The sequence below is a fragment of the Candidatus Kapaibacterium thiocyanatum genome (assembly GCA_001899175.1).
GTDB classification, from domain to species: domain Bacteria; phylum Bacteroidota; class Ignavibacteria; order Kapaibacteriales; family Kapaibacteriaceae; genus Kapaibacterium; species Kapaibacterium thiocyanatum.
On the sequence record MKVH01000003.1, the window covers coordinates 47,410 to 62,922 of the forward strand.

The window sequence follows — 15,513 nt, forward strand, 5'->3', positions numbered from 1 at the left end:
CCGGCGCATAGCGTCCAACAACCGAACAACGATGAAACAGAATAGAGTAAAGCATAATTTTTTACAACTGGAGGTAGTATGCAACGTTGGTTTCGTTTAAGCAGCCTACTGCTTGTGCTTACCGCCGCCTTTTCCGTGGTCCGAGCTCAGGACTACGTGGAGGTGCGCGGTAGTCTCCCTCCGGGCGCGGTGCGCGTATTCGTACGCGACACCGTCTACCGCATCAGCGGCACGTACACAATTGGTGGTACGCTGGTGATCGAGCCCGGAACCCGCGTGGAGTTCCTGCCGAACGGTCGACTCATTGACTCGACTGGCGGCCGGATCCTTGCTGACGGACGAGCGTCAGCCACGTACAATGCGAATGCGGTCAATCCGCTGCTCCCGCCCTATACGGGCTATGACGATCCTTCTTACTTCGGTGCTCCCGGCGTCGTGACAAGCACGATCGCCACGGAGCCGACGATCCATGCGTCGAAGCATGGCGTCGTATTCCACGTGGATCTCGGATCGGATCCGAATCTGCAGAACCTTACTCCTGCCGAAGCCGTCATGTATAAGGCTGCTCGTCTGGAGTACGGTGGTTCGCAGGCAGCGATCCGCCTGAATCCGTGGTTCCGTCAGAAGGCCGGCAATCCCATCGACGTTCGCCCGGCACGTATCACGTTCATCGCTGGTGACGTGAACAACTTCTCGCGCGAATGGGGTCACATCGTCGTTCTTCCGGGTGCGCGCGCCGCATTCTTCCGCGATGTCGACTTCCTGAATTTCCGCAAGGACACGACGGTCGACAACGAGCCGATCTACCTCGCGAACTCCGCTGGTCAGGCGATGACGCGTGCACAGCAGACGACGGCAAACGACAACCTGCTCCGTGCCACGAACGGTGGTGGCGGTGCCATCACGACGTTCTCGGTTCGTACCTGGATCGTCGGCTGTAACTTCCGCAACAACATGGCCCGCTTCCGTGGCGGTGCTCTCCAGGTACTCCAGGCTCCGGTCGACCAGTATGTCGGTACGCCCCTTCAGGTCTATCCGACGGTCAGCCAGGCTACGATCAACGCACTTTCGATCTATCCCGCACAAGTCAATCCGTATCTCACGGATCGCAAGACGGCACAGCCGATTCAACAGAATCTCCGTGCCATCGACCTTCTCTATACGAATGGTCCGGAACCGGCTCTGACGGATGCCGAGCGTCAATCGCTCGACGATGCCCGTCTTGCCATGTACCTCGGCCGTATTCGTCAAACGCGCTTCATCAACAACCGCGTTCTTCTTTCGGATGTCGATACGGTTCGTATCGGTGGTATCCGTGTCGTAACGGACGTCAACCGCCCGGCTACGGTTCATGGAACGATCGACCGTTCGCACAAGAACGAAGCCTTCGGTGGTGCCGTCTATATCGCCGGTCGTAACAAGATCCTCGTCGGCCTCGGTGTCAACGACTTCCAGGGCAAGGACACGATCGAATTCGTCGGTAACTACACCGAAAACCGCCAGCAGACGGAACTCGTCAACAACCAGCGTACGCACGGTGCCATGGGTGGCGCCCTCTACCTCGGTGGTGACAGCACGAGCATCTATCTCGCAGGTCGCTACGCTTCCAACAAGACGATCGTTCCGTTCATCACGGACGTCAACACGACCAACCCCATCACGTCCATGGCTACCTACTCGCAAGGTGGTGCCGTGTACGCTGCAAGCACGGTCGGTGAAGTACACGTCCGCGGTGGTCTCGACAACAACCCTGCCACGCACTTCCTCTCCAACGAGGCGGGTCGTGGTGGTGCCATCTACGTTGCAACCACGACGAACGCTCCCCTGTCCCCGTACATCGGTGGTTCGGACGGCGTCATCGTTGCCCGCAACTATGGCTTCAACATCAAGTTCCGCGACAACAAGGCCGTTGCGGACGGTGGTGCCATCTATACGGAACGTAACATGATGGTTCACGGCGCCGGCGGCGTCAGCGGACCTCTCTGGGTATACGGTTCCACGTACGGTGTCGAATTCTCGAACAACACGGCTGGTTATTCCGGTGGTGCCGTCAGCGTTCAACTGCCGACGGGTCTGCCGATCGAACAACGCGTTCTTCGGTATGTCCGCGCCAACTTCGTCAACAACCGCGTCGGTGAAGTCAACGACTCGGTCGCTTCCATCGTTCGCGGTGGTGGTGGTCTCTACAGCATCAACGCCGACCTCAACGTCATCAAGGGTGTTGAATTCCGCGCCAACAAGGTATGGCACGGTAACGGTGGTGCTGTTGCCGTCGTGACGCCCGATACGCTCACGCGCAAGCGCTTCGTCGTAACGGATCTCGACAACATCATCGACAACGCCCAAGGTGTTGCCGTCGGTTATACGCCCCGCAACGACGTGTTCACGTTCCAGACCGCTTCGCCGCGTCCGGACGAACGCATGCTCACGCGCTTCTACGATAACATCGCCATCGCCAACCCGAACCGTCAAGGTAGCGGCGTGACGCAACGTGGCAATGCCAACAACCTCATGCACCCGGGTGCCGGTATCCGTGAAAACGGTACGGGTCTCGGTGGTGCCGTCTACATCCTGGACAGCATCCGTGTCCGTGTCGACACGTTCGCCTTCGATCGCGTCCGCATCCAGAACAACACCGCATGGTCCGGTGCCGCTATCTACTCCGACAACTACGATCTCAAGCTCGCTCTCCAGCGTTCGCTCATCACGGGTAACACGGCTACGAGCGACATCGGTCGTACGACGGACACGATCACGGGTCCCTTCCTCGGTGACGAGAACCTCGCATCCAGCGACATCGCCGGTGCAGTACTCTATGGTGAAGTCGTAGGCCCGCTTCCGTGGACCTCCTACAGCTACGCCGCAAACTCGATCTACGATAACAACGCCCGTTTCATCATCCGCCTTCCGGACGCTCAGGACACCAAGGGTGTTCTCGCCGGCACGACGGGTATCGGTTTCGGTGGCGTCGACACGCTCCGCGGCAACTACTGGGGCCGTACGGAAGCCAACGTCAACACCATCCTTCCGCTGTCGGGCAACCAGACGTTCCAGCGTACGCAGGAAACGTTCTTCATCGCAGGCAATGGCAAGACGCACCTGCGCTTCATGCGCATTCCGTCGAACAACGTGACGGAACAAGGTCCGTTCGAATCCACGTGGCGCTTCACGTACAAGCCGATTCCGATCTATCAGATCCCGGATACGCTTCTCATGGAAGGCCGCGTCTATGACATCTTCGACAAGGGTACGGACATCAAGACGGCCGACTACTCGCGCCGCCGCATGTCGCCTATCGAAGACTTCTCTGTCGGTATTCCTCCGGCCATCCGTCTGTTCGCAGATGCTACGCAGCCTTCGAACAACAAGTACGTAAAGCGTACGACGCGTGATCCGTTCGATGCCGAAACGTTCGATTACATCGGCAAGGTCCAGACGGAATTCATCGGCGATCATCCGATCGGCTATCCGCTCTTCCTCGAAGCTCGTGCCGATTACGATCAGACGGCCGAAATCAGCAACAACGATCCCCGCGCGATCAACGAATCGGTATTCTTCGTCATCAACGAACGTACCGGTGACTACATCCGCGTCAACATGAAGCAGAAGGGTCTCACGGACACGACGTTCCGCGCTCGCGTAGAACTCGTTCCGGACTCCAGCTTCGGTGGCGATCCGAACATCCGTCGTTCGTACGAAGGTCTCTCTTCCTACGGTACGGGTGCAACGCTTCTCTCCGTACTCGCAGCCAACGCCGTTGCAGAAGATTCTTCCGCACTGGCTGGCCGTCGTTGGGAAGGTTCCACCGTTCTCGGTGAACTCGGTGGCAATGGCTTCCGCCTCGGCAACCGCCCGGGCCTGCCGTTCTCCAATACGGGTAACGACGGTGGCAAGGAAACGTACTTCGGTGGCGAACGCTACCGTGCTCTTCCGGTCCGTGAAGGTGACGAAGTAACGGTCGTCTCCCGTACGGTACTGTGGAAGGAAGGCGTGATTCCTGCCATCAACGGCGCTCTGTCGTTCCGCATCGGTTCGACGTCGAATCCTCCGGTTCTCACCGGTGCTGGCGATACGCTTGCCAACTCGCCCCTTCTCCACCCCGAAATGCGCAACCGCGTCTTCGTGACGGAGAACCGTCTCTACACGCCGATCACGGCAGCACAATCGCCCCGCGGCGGTGGTCGTGGCAGCTGGTTCAACGAACCCGCTTCCTATCCGGCCGACTCGACCGGTCAACCGATCGTATCTCTCGATTACACGGAACGTGACTCGATCTTCTCGATCACGGCCGTCGACATCAACCGCTTCTACGATCCGCGCGTGATCATGGACTCCACGAAGGGTGCCTACCTTTCGTACTTCTGGAAGATCAGCGACGACAACTCGGCTCTCAAGTACTGGCTGCGCGACACGCTCGTCGACGCCGGTGACGACAACAGCACGAGCTGGGGCGCTGTCGGATACCGCATCCTTCGCGGCCGCCCGATCAACCCGTACATCGTTCCTGGTGGCGAAGAGATCGAAGTGACGGCCAAGAACTTCCCGCCGTCGCTCGAAATCGTCGACACGCTCCGCAAGGCTGGCTATAGCGAAGACGTCATCAGCCGCTGGCTGTATCTCTATCCGAGCTACTTCCACGCCGAAGAGTACGACAACAACTCGCTTCCGCTCGACCAACGCGATCAAGCCAACACGAATGCCCGCTTCCTGCAACAGGATACGGTCAACTACGGCTGGCTGGACACGACGTCGTATCGCTTCCGCATCTACGTGGTCGATTCGATGCCGCGCTTCCTCTGGGCTCACAAGCCGCCGCGTACGGGTGGTCCGCAGTACACGAACTTCCTTGCCGGTGACACGACGATCGTTCTCGATCCCACGACCGTCGACACGAACACCTACAAGAACGGTGAGTACCTGGATACGCTCCGCATGCTGGTCTCGAACTCGCGTGTCGGTCGTCGCCTCGTCGCTCCCAACGCCATCACGGATGAAATCTATAACAATCCGCTTGGCAACAACAGCCGTCAGGCTGACACGGTCAACATCCAGTATGTCGCGAACCTGACGGACTCGCTCCGCTTCATGCTCGACGTCAACACGGATGATGAATTCGAAGACAGGGCTGCCGTGGACAACAACCGCGCGATCGTACAGCGTTACGGTGCATGGGACTTCCGCTACGGTAAGACCGCCTATGGCTTCCTCTCGACGGCCGTCCGTGAAACACCGGGCGACACGACGCTCGATGAAGTCCAGATCACGCGTCCTGTCTGGATGTCCACGCAATACATGCGCAAGTACAACAACGGCGCACAAGCTGACCAGTTCGGTGAAGACTTCATGACGAACGGTCAGATCAACATCCGTATCGCTCGCCAGGAAGCCATCAACCTGCTCACGCCGGTTGGCCAGGTCAACGACGATCTCAATACGGACACGCTGCTCACGATCGTCGCCAACGACGGTCACGGTGGCATCAACTACTACACGCGTCGCGTCTTCGTGAACCTGCAACCGCAGATCATCACGGCTGACCTGCCCGAAGCTCTCGAGGATGAAGACTACAACGTCCATCTCCTCGATTCCGCTCGCCGCATCAAGGTCTACGATCCGAACTGGGGTCAAGCTCAGAACTTCGAACTCATCTACACGGATGAAACGCGCGATAGCGTCGCTATCGACCCGTACTTCGAAGAATCCGGCAAGATCGCTCTGAACAAGACGACGCCGAAGTGGCTCAAGATCAATCGCGAATCCGGTCTGCTCTACGGCACGCCGCGCGTGACGGATACGCCCTACCCGGATACGGTCGTTCAGGTAACGGTTCTCGTGACGGACAAGGGTGGCCTCAAGGATCAGCGCACGATCAATCTCACGATCCGCGCTCGCAACCACGAGCCGCACCTCTTCTCGTCGCCGATCATCAAGTGCGTCGACTTCGGCAAGCCCTACGAAGACACGATCCGTGTAACGGACATCGATCTCAAGCGTACGCAGGCCGCCAACGAGCAACTCTCGTTCTCGGTTCTGGATACGCCTGGTGACTGGGTCTTCACGCCTGCTACGCTCTCGAGCCCGATCGCAGATACGCAAGTCGTTCGCATCAGCACGACGAACCTGCAAGGTGTACCGGTCAACGGCCGCATCCGCATCCAGGTTGTCGTGACGGACAAGCAAGGCCTTGCAGACACGCTCGTCTACCAGGTTGCCGTTTCCGCTGAAACGCGCTTCTCCGCTGACGTCCGTGTCGAAAACAACCTCGGTGCCTTCCAGGTCCTGACCTTCGGTCTGAACAAGACGGAAATCGCAACGCGCGGTGACGAAGACGGCAGCTATGGCCGCCTCGACTCCAACTATTGCGAATACGAACTGCCTCCGGTTCCGTACATCGACGTCTTCGACGCTCGCTGGACGATTCCGAACCGCAACGGTACGCTGCGCAACATCTTCCCGCACTCGGCTACACCTGGTGAAGCCATCTATCGCGCCCGCTTCCAGGCTGGTGGCGAAACGGGTCAAAGCTCGGCTTACTATCCGGTCAAGATCTCGTGGTGTCGCAATCAGATCCCTGATCGCACGACCGACGAACCGGGTTCGTACTACATCCGTGACGACGTATCGAACGGTGCTCAGTTCAGCTTCAACATGAAGACCGGTGAAGGTCGTTCGGTTGCTGACATCCAGCACAAGGTGGCCAACGGCTGCGATACGATCATCATCATCCGCGACGCTCTGAAGGGCTTCATCATCGTGTACGATTACACGACGGCTGTCGACAACGAAGGCACGATCACGACCGATCTCGCCATCACGCAGACGGCACCGAATCCGTTCAGCAGCTCCACGGCTATCTCGTTCAGCACGCCTGGCACGAAGATGATCTCGGTCGAGATCTATGACGCCATCGGCACGAAGGTTGCCACGCTGGCCAACGACATGTTCTCGGCAGGCAGCCACACGATTGAATGGAATGGCACCTCGAATGGTGTTGCTCTGTCGAGCGGCCTCTACACCGTCCGCATCGCTGACGGTACGAAGTCGGTCACGCAGCAGATCGTTCTCGTCCGCTAATCTCGAACACGAAGAGGCCGGCATCGCGAGATGCCGGCCTGCTTCCCGGCTCTCGAAGAAAAAGCAACATAATTGTAACCCATGGAGTCCAGTATGAAAAGACAGGTATTCATTGCTTCGGCAGTAGTACTCTGTTCGATTGCGATGGGTGCGGTGGACGGGATGGCGCAACAGATCTTCAATCAGTTTCGCCAGCCCACGCTCGAGGTAGGTCGTCCCTATCGTGACCTCGATGTCTGCCCCGTATCGCGCTTGAACAAGAACGTACTCCCGCCGACGGCATTTGTGCTACCGCCGACCAACATCAACGACGTTGATGACGGTTATGCGTTCGTTGCTTTCCCGGCGACGTTCCGCTTCAACTACAACGGTCAGGAGCAAACAGGTATTTGGGTTAGTGTCAACGGTTTCGCGACCTTCGACAACACGAAGCTTGTTCCCGCCAAGCAATCGGTGGGTCTCTTCACGAATTCCGCATCGTATCCCGACAATGTCGTCGCTCCCTTCTGGGGCGATCACCGCTACCGCATGCCCATCGATGTGGCCGGTGGTTACATGCCTTCCGAGATCTCGTGGGCATTCGACGTCGATCGTGACGAAAACTGCGATACGATCAAGCCGGTTCGCCGCTGCCTGATCATCCAGTGGAAGAATCTGAACATCAACGACCAGTCCATCAACTCCTCGGTCGGTAACTTCCAGGCTCGCCTGTACGAAGCTCCGTCCGACGACAACTACCAGGGCGATATCGAATTCGCCTACGGTCAGGTCGGTGGCAATCCGTATACGTCCAACACGACGGTCGTAACGCGCAACGCCACGGTCGGTATCAAGGGTAACGGTGGTTTCCCCGGCTTCCTTTCCGACTTCTGGAACGGTCTCGTCTATGTTCCGGCTCTCGGTGCGAACGTCCGTACGGACAGCACGTCGATCTGGCAGCCTTCGGGCGGTCGTAGCGACGCTGTCATCCGCTTCACGGCTATCGTTCGCTTCACGTTCGACATGTGGGGTTACGGTGACGCCGATACGTCGGCTGCCCGCAACCAGCGCCACGAGAACCTTCCCCAGAATCGCCGCGTAACGGCCAACGATGCACGTGTCATCATGCGTTCCATCGCCACCGGCCGCCTGCTCGATTCCGTCTGGAAGCGTCAAGCGTATCAGGGCGATGTGAACCACTCCGGTCGCTTCTACTTTACGAAGCTCAACCGTGCGTTCACGGCCGACTCGATCGATCCGATCCTGAATCCCACGCCGCCGCACATCGTCATCTGGCGCCGCACGATCGACGTCGAGCAGTACTTCCCTGGTCAAGTCGTTCTGCCCACCACGGGCAAGCAGGTCCTTCGCGTGATGTTCGAAGGTGATGGTCTCTACGGCGTGAACGGACGTGCTCCGGACGTCAGTAACCTGTCCCAGATCTATTACGAAGTGACCGAGTACGATGCCGCACTCATCATGCGCTATATCTCGGGCCGTCTGCCCTACCTGCCGTGGATCTATGACAACGATACCGTTGGTCCCCACTTCGGCAAGGTCGGCGACATGAACACGGCAACCGACATCACCTTCGGTGCCGCTACGCCGGTCGGTAATGGTCTCGTCCGTATCCCCGTCTTCGTCAACGGTGCGGTTTCCGATGCCTTCGGTGTGAAGTTCAACACGAACAGCCCCATCGAAGCACTGACGCCCGTCAACAGCGAAAACGGTAAGGTTTCCGTCGACAACGGCGACAACGTAGCCGTCGTCATCGGTAACGGTTCCTTCGAGCAAGGCAAGCCCGTCGCCTACGTGACGGTCAAGGAACAAGCTTCCTATGCCTTCTCGGGCATCCGCTTCAATGAGCAACAACGTGCCGATCAGGCGCTGAACAACGGTTCGGCACAAACCGACAACATGCTGTCGGCCTATCCGAATCCGATGTCCACGTCCACGTCGTTCGCCATCAATCTGCCTGTCAACGGTACGTATACGGTTCGCGTATTCGATACCTTCGGCAAGCTGGTCAGCACGATCTTCGACGGCGCTGCTACGGCAGGTACGCTGTCGGTAACGTGGGATGGTTCGAACGTCGCTGCCGGTGCCTACATCGTCCGCGTGGATGGTGAAGGTGTGCAGGCATCGCACATGGTTACCGTCGTTCGTTAATCGAACGTCCGGAAGAGAAACATGACGAGGTTCACATTGCTGCTGGTCATCCTCGGGATGACCAGCAGCATCGCCTCGGCACTCGCTGCCGATACGCTCAAGGTGACCAGCCAGCGTATCATCGACATGTGCGGCCAGGAACAGCGTTGGCTGATCGTGGCCGATATCGGCGAGGTATATGTTTCAGACAGTCTATTGTCCTTTGATATCATACTTGGATATGACGCATCCCGGATGAGGCCCACGACAGGGTTGAAGTCCGGAACGCTGTCCGAGCAACTGGATCTCTTCGATAGTCCATATTTCAACTTCGTGACGAAGGGTGAGATATGGGTTTCGGCTGCAGGGCTGACCAGGCCGGCGCGTGGCAAGCTGCCACTCTTCGCCGTAGCCGGGGACTACATCGGAACCTGCAATCAGTCGACGAACCTGACGGTGGCCTTCGCACCAGAGTTCAACGAGGAGTTCAAGCGCAAGGTCGAGGTCTACAGGACCGATTCGGTCGTCTCCGTGGCGATACCGAAGAGTCGTCCGGATCTCGGTGCCTTCCCGACCGACCTGGCATTGCTGATGGAGGGAAACGATTCCACGGCCGAGGGTGAGATCGTTCTTCGCTGCAAGGGCATGAAGGACAGCCTCCTGAGCCTCGAGCTGGCCTTGTCCAGACCCGACGTCTTCGAGATCGTCAGCGTATGGTCGGAAGATGCCAACGTCAAGGACCTCGAACTGAGCGGTAACCAACGGGATACTTCGGGCGTTATGCTGAAGGTCAACGTACTGGCCGATTCCGTGACGATCCGATACAGTGTACGTTCCCTGACAGACAGCAAGGACACGACGGAGACGCTCTCGGTACACATGACGTCGTCACTCGAATGTGGATGTATCAGGCCGACGGGTAGCGCGGACATCTCGCTGCACTCCAGGAAGCAGGACACCACGACGGTCGATACGGATGTTGATGAAGCCACTGACTACATCGCTCTTCGCGATGGAACGATCATCGTTCAGTGCCTTCATCGGCAGCCGGAATCAATCACGGTATACTCTTTGCTAGGAGAAGTCATCGCACAGGTGACGGACGTCAAGGAGAATCGGGTCCAGATTCCAGTGCAGTCAGCCCCGGCCGGCCCGCTCTTCGTGCAGATGGTCCGCAAGGGGCTTCCAAGTGTGAAAATGGTGTTGAAATAATCAGTTAATCTACTCATCAGAGGAGATCGTATGAATCGTCGATATGCTCTCTGGGGGGGCAGCGCCAAGTTGGGTGTTGCTCTTCTAATTGCGGTGTTGACGGGGCTCGGGTCCCAGCAGGCTTCAGCACAGAGGCCTGAGTTTCCGACCTTGTCTCTCACCGGCGCTGCGGCCGGATGGAACCCGGACTACTATCCTGACGGGCGCATCTGGATTCCGCGCAGCGGCTCCAATGGCCAGCGTCAGATACTCGTTCCGGTGTTCATCAAGAACTGCTGGCGCAGCACGGCTACACATGAGACATTCCCCATCTTCAGCTTCAAGATGAAGCTGCAGTATGACCGCAGTGCTCTCGAATTCGTTGGTGTCGAAAAGAATGGTCCGAATCGTGGTCTTCAGGGCACGCCGCTGGCATGCCTGGCCAAGGATTTCGAGTTCACGACGAACATTGCCGATGACACGACCTACCAGTCCGTCATCAATGCACCGGAAGCCAACCGTATCCGTGGCAAGCGCGTCCTGATCGATGCCATTTCGGCCAAGCCCCTGCCGCAAACCGGCAACGTCAATGATCCTTGCGATCAGCGTCCCTTCGTCGAGATGTTCTACGTCCGCTTCAACGTCATCGCCAACCCGGCCGGTGACCCCGTAAGCGCCCTGACGCCGATCATCCTCACGAACGACACGCTGTATTACAACGACTTCCAGGTCGGTAAGGAACTGCCCTTCCCCGATGATCCGCAACCGGGTCTCTATGCCGGTCTCGGTGGCGTCGACAACTTCTACATCGATGGTAACAACATCGAGCAGAACCGTGACGTTCCCCGCTACTCGCGTCCTGGTATGATCTGGCTGCAGGTAACGGACGAAATTCCGCGCCTGTCCTTCACGAACATTCCGGTATCGAACCGCCAGCAGCGTATCGTCGACTCCGTCGACAATACGAACAACGCTCAATGGTACGTCGTTCACCCGATCACGATCGACTACGGTTCCACGTACGAAGACACGGAAAACGGTCTCGGTACGCGTGACATCGACGTCATCAATGCCGTTCCCGGCTCGCGCCTCACGGAACTGCTCGTTCAGTCCGACCAACCCTGGCTGAAGTTCCGTTCCTTCCTCAAGGGCGGTCCTGGCGAAGTCAATCCGTTCGCTCAACCTGTCCGCGAAGGCGTCGTTCCGATGCTGGACAAGGGTATCCTCGGTACCATCAGCGGCGTTACGCCGATGGGCGACCAGACGGTTCTCCGTCGTGACCTGAACTTCCGCATCATCTGCGATCCGAACGAACTGCCCCTCAGCGATGGTGGTGAAGTTGCCGGTATCTATACGGGCTACATCACGTTCAAGTCGCCCACGATGGACGTATCGCCGGTTCGCCTGAAGGTTACCTTCATCTACTTCCGCGCTCCGTTCGAACCGAACGTGTTCTCGGATGCGACGAACTACGATGGTGAACCCCAACTGCCCGCACGCGGTATCCGCATCGAAGTCCGCAACTCGAACAATCCTATCGAGCGCACCTACCTCTACATGGGTGTCGGTCACCGCGCTACGGACTTCGTCGATACGCTCTTCGGTGAAACGATCTACTCGACGCCTCTCGACGCCTTCGGTGCCCGCTGGTATCCGATGGACAAGTCGGGCGTGGATATCTATCCCTACGGTCTCGGCGATCTGTGGGCCGGTTCGCCTACGCGTCCACAGGCTTCTTCGCGTGACATCCGTGACATCTACTCCGATACGACCCTTATCTACAAGTGTCGTTTCAACGCCGGCAGCGCTCTGAACTATCCCGTCGTCGTTTCGTGGGATACGGATGACTTCTCGCCGTCGTCGGATCTCTTCATCCGTGACACGCTGGCAGGTTCGCGTTTCAACGTCAACATGCGCACGGCTACGAGCATCGGTGGCACGAAGTATTCGTACACGATCCGTGATGCGGACATCAATGCCTTCATCATCGAGTACACGCTTCCCAAGGTGATCACCTATCCGGTCATCAACAAGGGCTGGAACCTTCTCTCGCTGCCTGTCAACCCGTCGTCCTCGTACTACAAGGACATCTACAAGAACGCCCTGAACATTCCGATCCGCTTCGCTCAGAACAGCTATCAGGCCAACGAAACGAGCCTCCAGCCTGGCGTCGGTTACTTCATCAAGTATTCCGATCAGATCGATCGCACGATCGCCGGTACGCGCATCCGCCGTATCGACGATCAGATGTTCCCCACACGTCTCTATGATGGCTGGAACACGATCGGTGCTCTCTCCACGCCGGTAAGCACGGAAGTCGTCAACCTGATCCCGGTCGGTGCTTCGGCTCCCACGATCGAAGGCGATATCTACCAGTACGTGACGGATCGCGGTTACCAAGCCGTTTCCGAACTCTCCCCTGGTATCGGCTACTGGATGAAGATCCGTGGTCAAGCCTTCCTCCAGATCCGCGCAACGAGCCAAGGCAAGAGCGGTGTGAACTTCTCGGCCGTTCGTGATGCCGTAACGTCGAACTCGACGCAAGTCACGGTTCGCGACAACAGCAACAAGAACACGAATCTCTACATCGCAGAACAAGGTACGGTTGCCGCACGCAACGTCTTCGAACTGCCGCCGGTTCCGCCGTACGAACTCTTCGATGTTCGCTTCAGCAACCAGTCGTATGTCGAAGAAGCTGCCAGCCCGGTCATCAACCTGCAAGGTGTGACGTTCCCGATGACCGTCACGGTCAACAACTCCGCTCGCAACTATACGGTTGTGAACGCTGTCACGGGTACGGTTCTCGGCCGCATCAACGCCAACGTCAACAACTCCATCGAGATCACGGATGCTCGCACGCCGTCCATCCGCCTCATGAGCGAAGATGCCGTAGCCGGCGGTCTCAGCGTCAACGTCACGCCGAACCCCGTTACGTCCATGGGTCTCGTGAACTTCACGGTACCGGCCGCTGGCCACGTCACCGTCAAGCTCTACACCATGGTCGGTGAAGAAGTCGCTACGATCATCGACGAAGCCAAGCTCGCCGGTATGTTCAGCGTCGACCTCAACGGTACCGCTCTCGTACCCGGACGCTATATCGTCAAGCTCGTGAACGGTAACAACGTCGTGACCAACACGGTAACGATCGTTCGCTGATCCGTGAATGCAGTAGTAAAAAGGCAGCAGGTTCCTGCTGCCTTTTTTTATTCTCGTCAACGCAAGTGCACCATGAATATCCTCGCAATCCTCTCGATGGTCGTGATCGGACTCGGCAGCGCCGCTGCCATGTCCGCCCAGATGGTGGAGTTCTCCCTGCGCGTCAAGAACATCACACCGCAGGGAAGCCGTGAATTCCCGTTCACGATCGCTGCACATCGCGACGCCACGAGCGGTCTCGACACCGCCCTGGGCGAACGCGAAATTCCCACGCTGCCCCTGCCTTCGGACGTGTTCTACGTGTGGACGGTGGCCCCGACGGCCGAGCCGCTGTGGCTCAGTCCCAAGGACGTCCGCCAGTTGAAGCCCCTGGAGCGCTTCCAGGAGACCTACGACGTCCGCGTGAACTGGACCGGCGGCTCCCTCGAGTTCTCGTGGAGCATGCCGATTCCTGCCGTCATCGACTCGGCGTACCTCATCGACGGATACACGGACTTCCCGGACAACATCATCAAGGCCCGGTTGAATTCCACCCAGCCCGTCGTGGTCAACAATCCCTCGATCAACCGCTACAAGGTTCTCGTATGGTACAACACCACGACCGTCGGTGTCACCGGGGAGAGAATGAATGCGGGGAACGATCGTCTTCGCACCTGGCCCGTTCCGTGCGGCGACCAGCTCGATGTATCGACGACGTTGACGGGTGGTGTCCATGCGTCGATCCATGACCAGCAGGGCCGTATTCTTCTGGAAACGGACGTGGCCGATGGCCGTGGAACGATCGATACGCGTTACCTTGCACCCGGCGCCTACGTACTGCACGTAGCCGACCGCACGGGCAACGTCCAACGTACCGTCTTCATCCGTCAATAACGAGACCGTGGCTTCGAAAGGAAACCATGAGCGGAGAACAGAACGCCAGTGAACAATCCCAGCACAAGCGGCGCTATCGCCGACGGCCGGAAGGGCGTCAACATCGTCATAACGTCGATCAGCTTACCAATGCCAGCGTCAGCGTCGTCATCCCGCTGCTGAACGAAGAAGAATCGCTTGGGGAACTGGCTCAACGGCTCGAAACAGTGCTGGAGCGCGTGGCACGTGGACGATACGACGTGCTGTTCATCGACGATGGCTCGACGGACGGATCGTACGACGTCATCCGTTCCATCCACAGCAGGAACAACCGCTTCCGGGCCATCCGGTTCCGTCGCAACAACGGCAAGAGCGCCGCACTCGGCGTGGGCTTCGCAGACGTCAAGGGCGATATCGTCATCACGATGGATGCGGACCTGCAGGACGATCCGAGCGAAATACCGGCATTGATCACGAAGCTGGAAGAAGGATTCGATCTCGTATCCGGATGGAAGCGCAAACGCCACGATCCATGGCACAAGACCTTCCCCTCCAAGCTGTTCAATGCCGTCACGTCCTTCATGAGCGGCATCAAGCTCCACGACTTCAACTGCGGGCTCAAGGCGTATCGACGTGAAGTGGTCGAGACCGTACAGGTCTATGGCGAAATGCATCGATACATTCCTGCCCTCGCACATTGGGAAGGATTCCGCGTCACGGAGATCCCCGTACAGCACCATGCACGGAAGTTCGGCTATTCGAAGTTCGGTGCGAGCAGATTCCTCAAGGGGTTCCTCGACCTGCTGACCGTGATGTTCACCACGAGGTACGTCAAGCGTCCGCTGCACTTCTTCGGCACGGTAGGCTCGCTGTTCGCCCTGATCGGACTCGTGACGGATCTGTACCTCGTCATCGAATGGTTCCTCGGCCTGACGTCGCTCAGCCAGCGTCCGCTGGCCCTGTTCGGCATCGCCATGATCATCGTCGGGGTCCAGCTCATCTCGATCGGTCTGATCGGAGAGCTGATCGTCAAGAACAATATGGAAAGCCAGCGATACAGCATCCGTGAACGACTCTAGGTAACCTTCCTGGCTTCCTGCTGTCGTTGGGAGT

At 58.2% G+C, this 15,513-nt stretch carries 6 protein-coding genes; all 6 read left to right on the top strand.

Going from position 1 to position 15,513, the window contains the following annotated elements; translation table 11 throughout:
- Nucleotides 1-114: 114 nt before the first annotated feature.
- Nucleotides 115-7,074 carry a hypothetical protein gene (locus tag BGO89_03845; GenBank protein OJX60714.1) on the top strand — a complete coding sequence of 2,320 codons (6,960 nt, stop codon included), beginning with the start codon at nucleotides 115-117 and terminating at the stop codon, nucleotides 7,072-7,074.
- Nucleotides 7,075-7,218: 144 nt separating this feature from the next.
- On the top strand, nucleotides 7,219-9,222 hold the full coding sequence (locus BGO89_03850) for a hypothetical protein (GenBank protein ID OJX60715.1): 2,004 nt from the start codon (nucleotides 7,219-7,221) through the stop codon (nucleotides 9,220-9,222).
- Nucleotides 9,223-9,243: 21 nt separating this feature from the next.
- Nucleotides 9,244-10,413 (top strand): hypothetical protein, encoded by a 1,170-nt coding sequence (locus tag BGO89_03855; protein ID OJX60716.1) that lies wholly within the window; start codon nucleotides 9,244-9,246, stop codon nucleotides 10,411-10,413.
- Between the two features lie 150 nt (nucleotides 10,414-10,563).
- On the top strand, nucleotides 10,564-13,548 hold the full coding sequence (locus BGO89_03860; protein OJX60717.1) for a hypothetical protein: 2,985 nt from the start codon (nucleotides 10,564-10,566) through the stop codon (nucleotides 13,546-13,548).
- Nucleotides 13,549-13,620: 72 nt separating this feature from the next.
- Nucleotides 13,621-14,421: a hypothetical protein gene (locus BGO89_03865; protein OJX60718.1), complete on the top strand. Its 801-nt coding sequence runs from the start codon at nucleotides 13,621-13,623 to the stop codon at nucleotides 14,419-14,421.
- Nucleotides 14,422-14,570: 149 nt separating this feature from the next.
- Nucleotides 14,571-15,479: a glycosyltransferase gene (locus BGO89_03870; GenBank protein ID OJX60961.1), complete on the top strand. Its 909-nt coding sequence runs from the start codon at nucleotides 14,571-14,573 to the stop codon at nucleotides 15,477-15,479.
- Nucleotides 15,480-15,513: the final 34 nt, after the last annotated feature.

Bases quoted from the DNA above. Each gene is read 5' to 3' on its own strand.
- BGO89_03850 (OJX60715.1), top strand. From the start codon at position 7,219: ATGGGTGCGGTGGACGGGATGGCGCAACAGATCTTCAATCAGTTTCGC.
- BGO89_03855 (OJX60716.1), top strand. From the start codon at position 9,244: ATGACGAGGTTCACATTGCTGCTGGTCATCCTCGGGATGACCAGCAGC.
- BGO89_03865 (OJX60718.1), top strand. From the start codon at position 13,621: ATGAATATCCTCGCAATCCTCTCGATGGTCGTGATCGGACTCGGCAGC.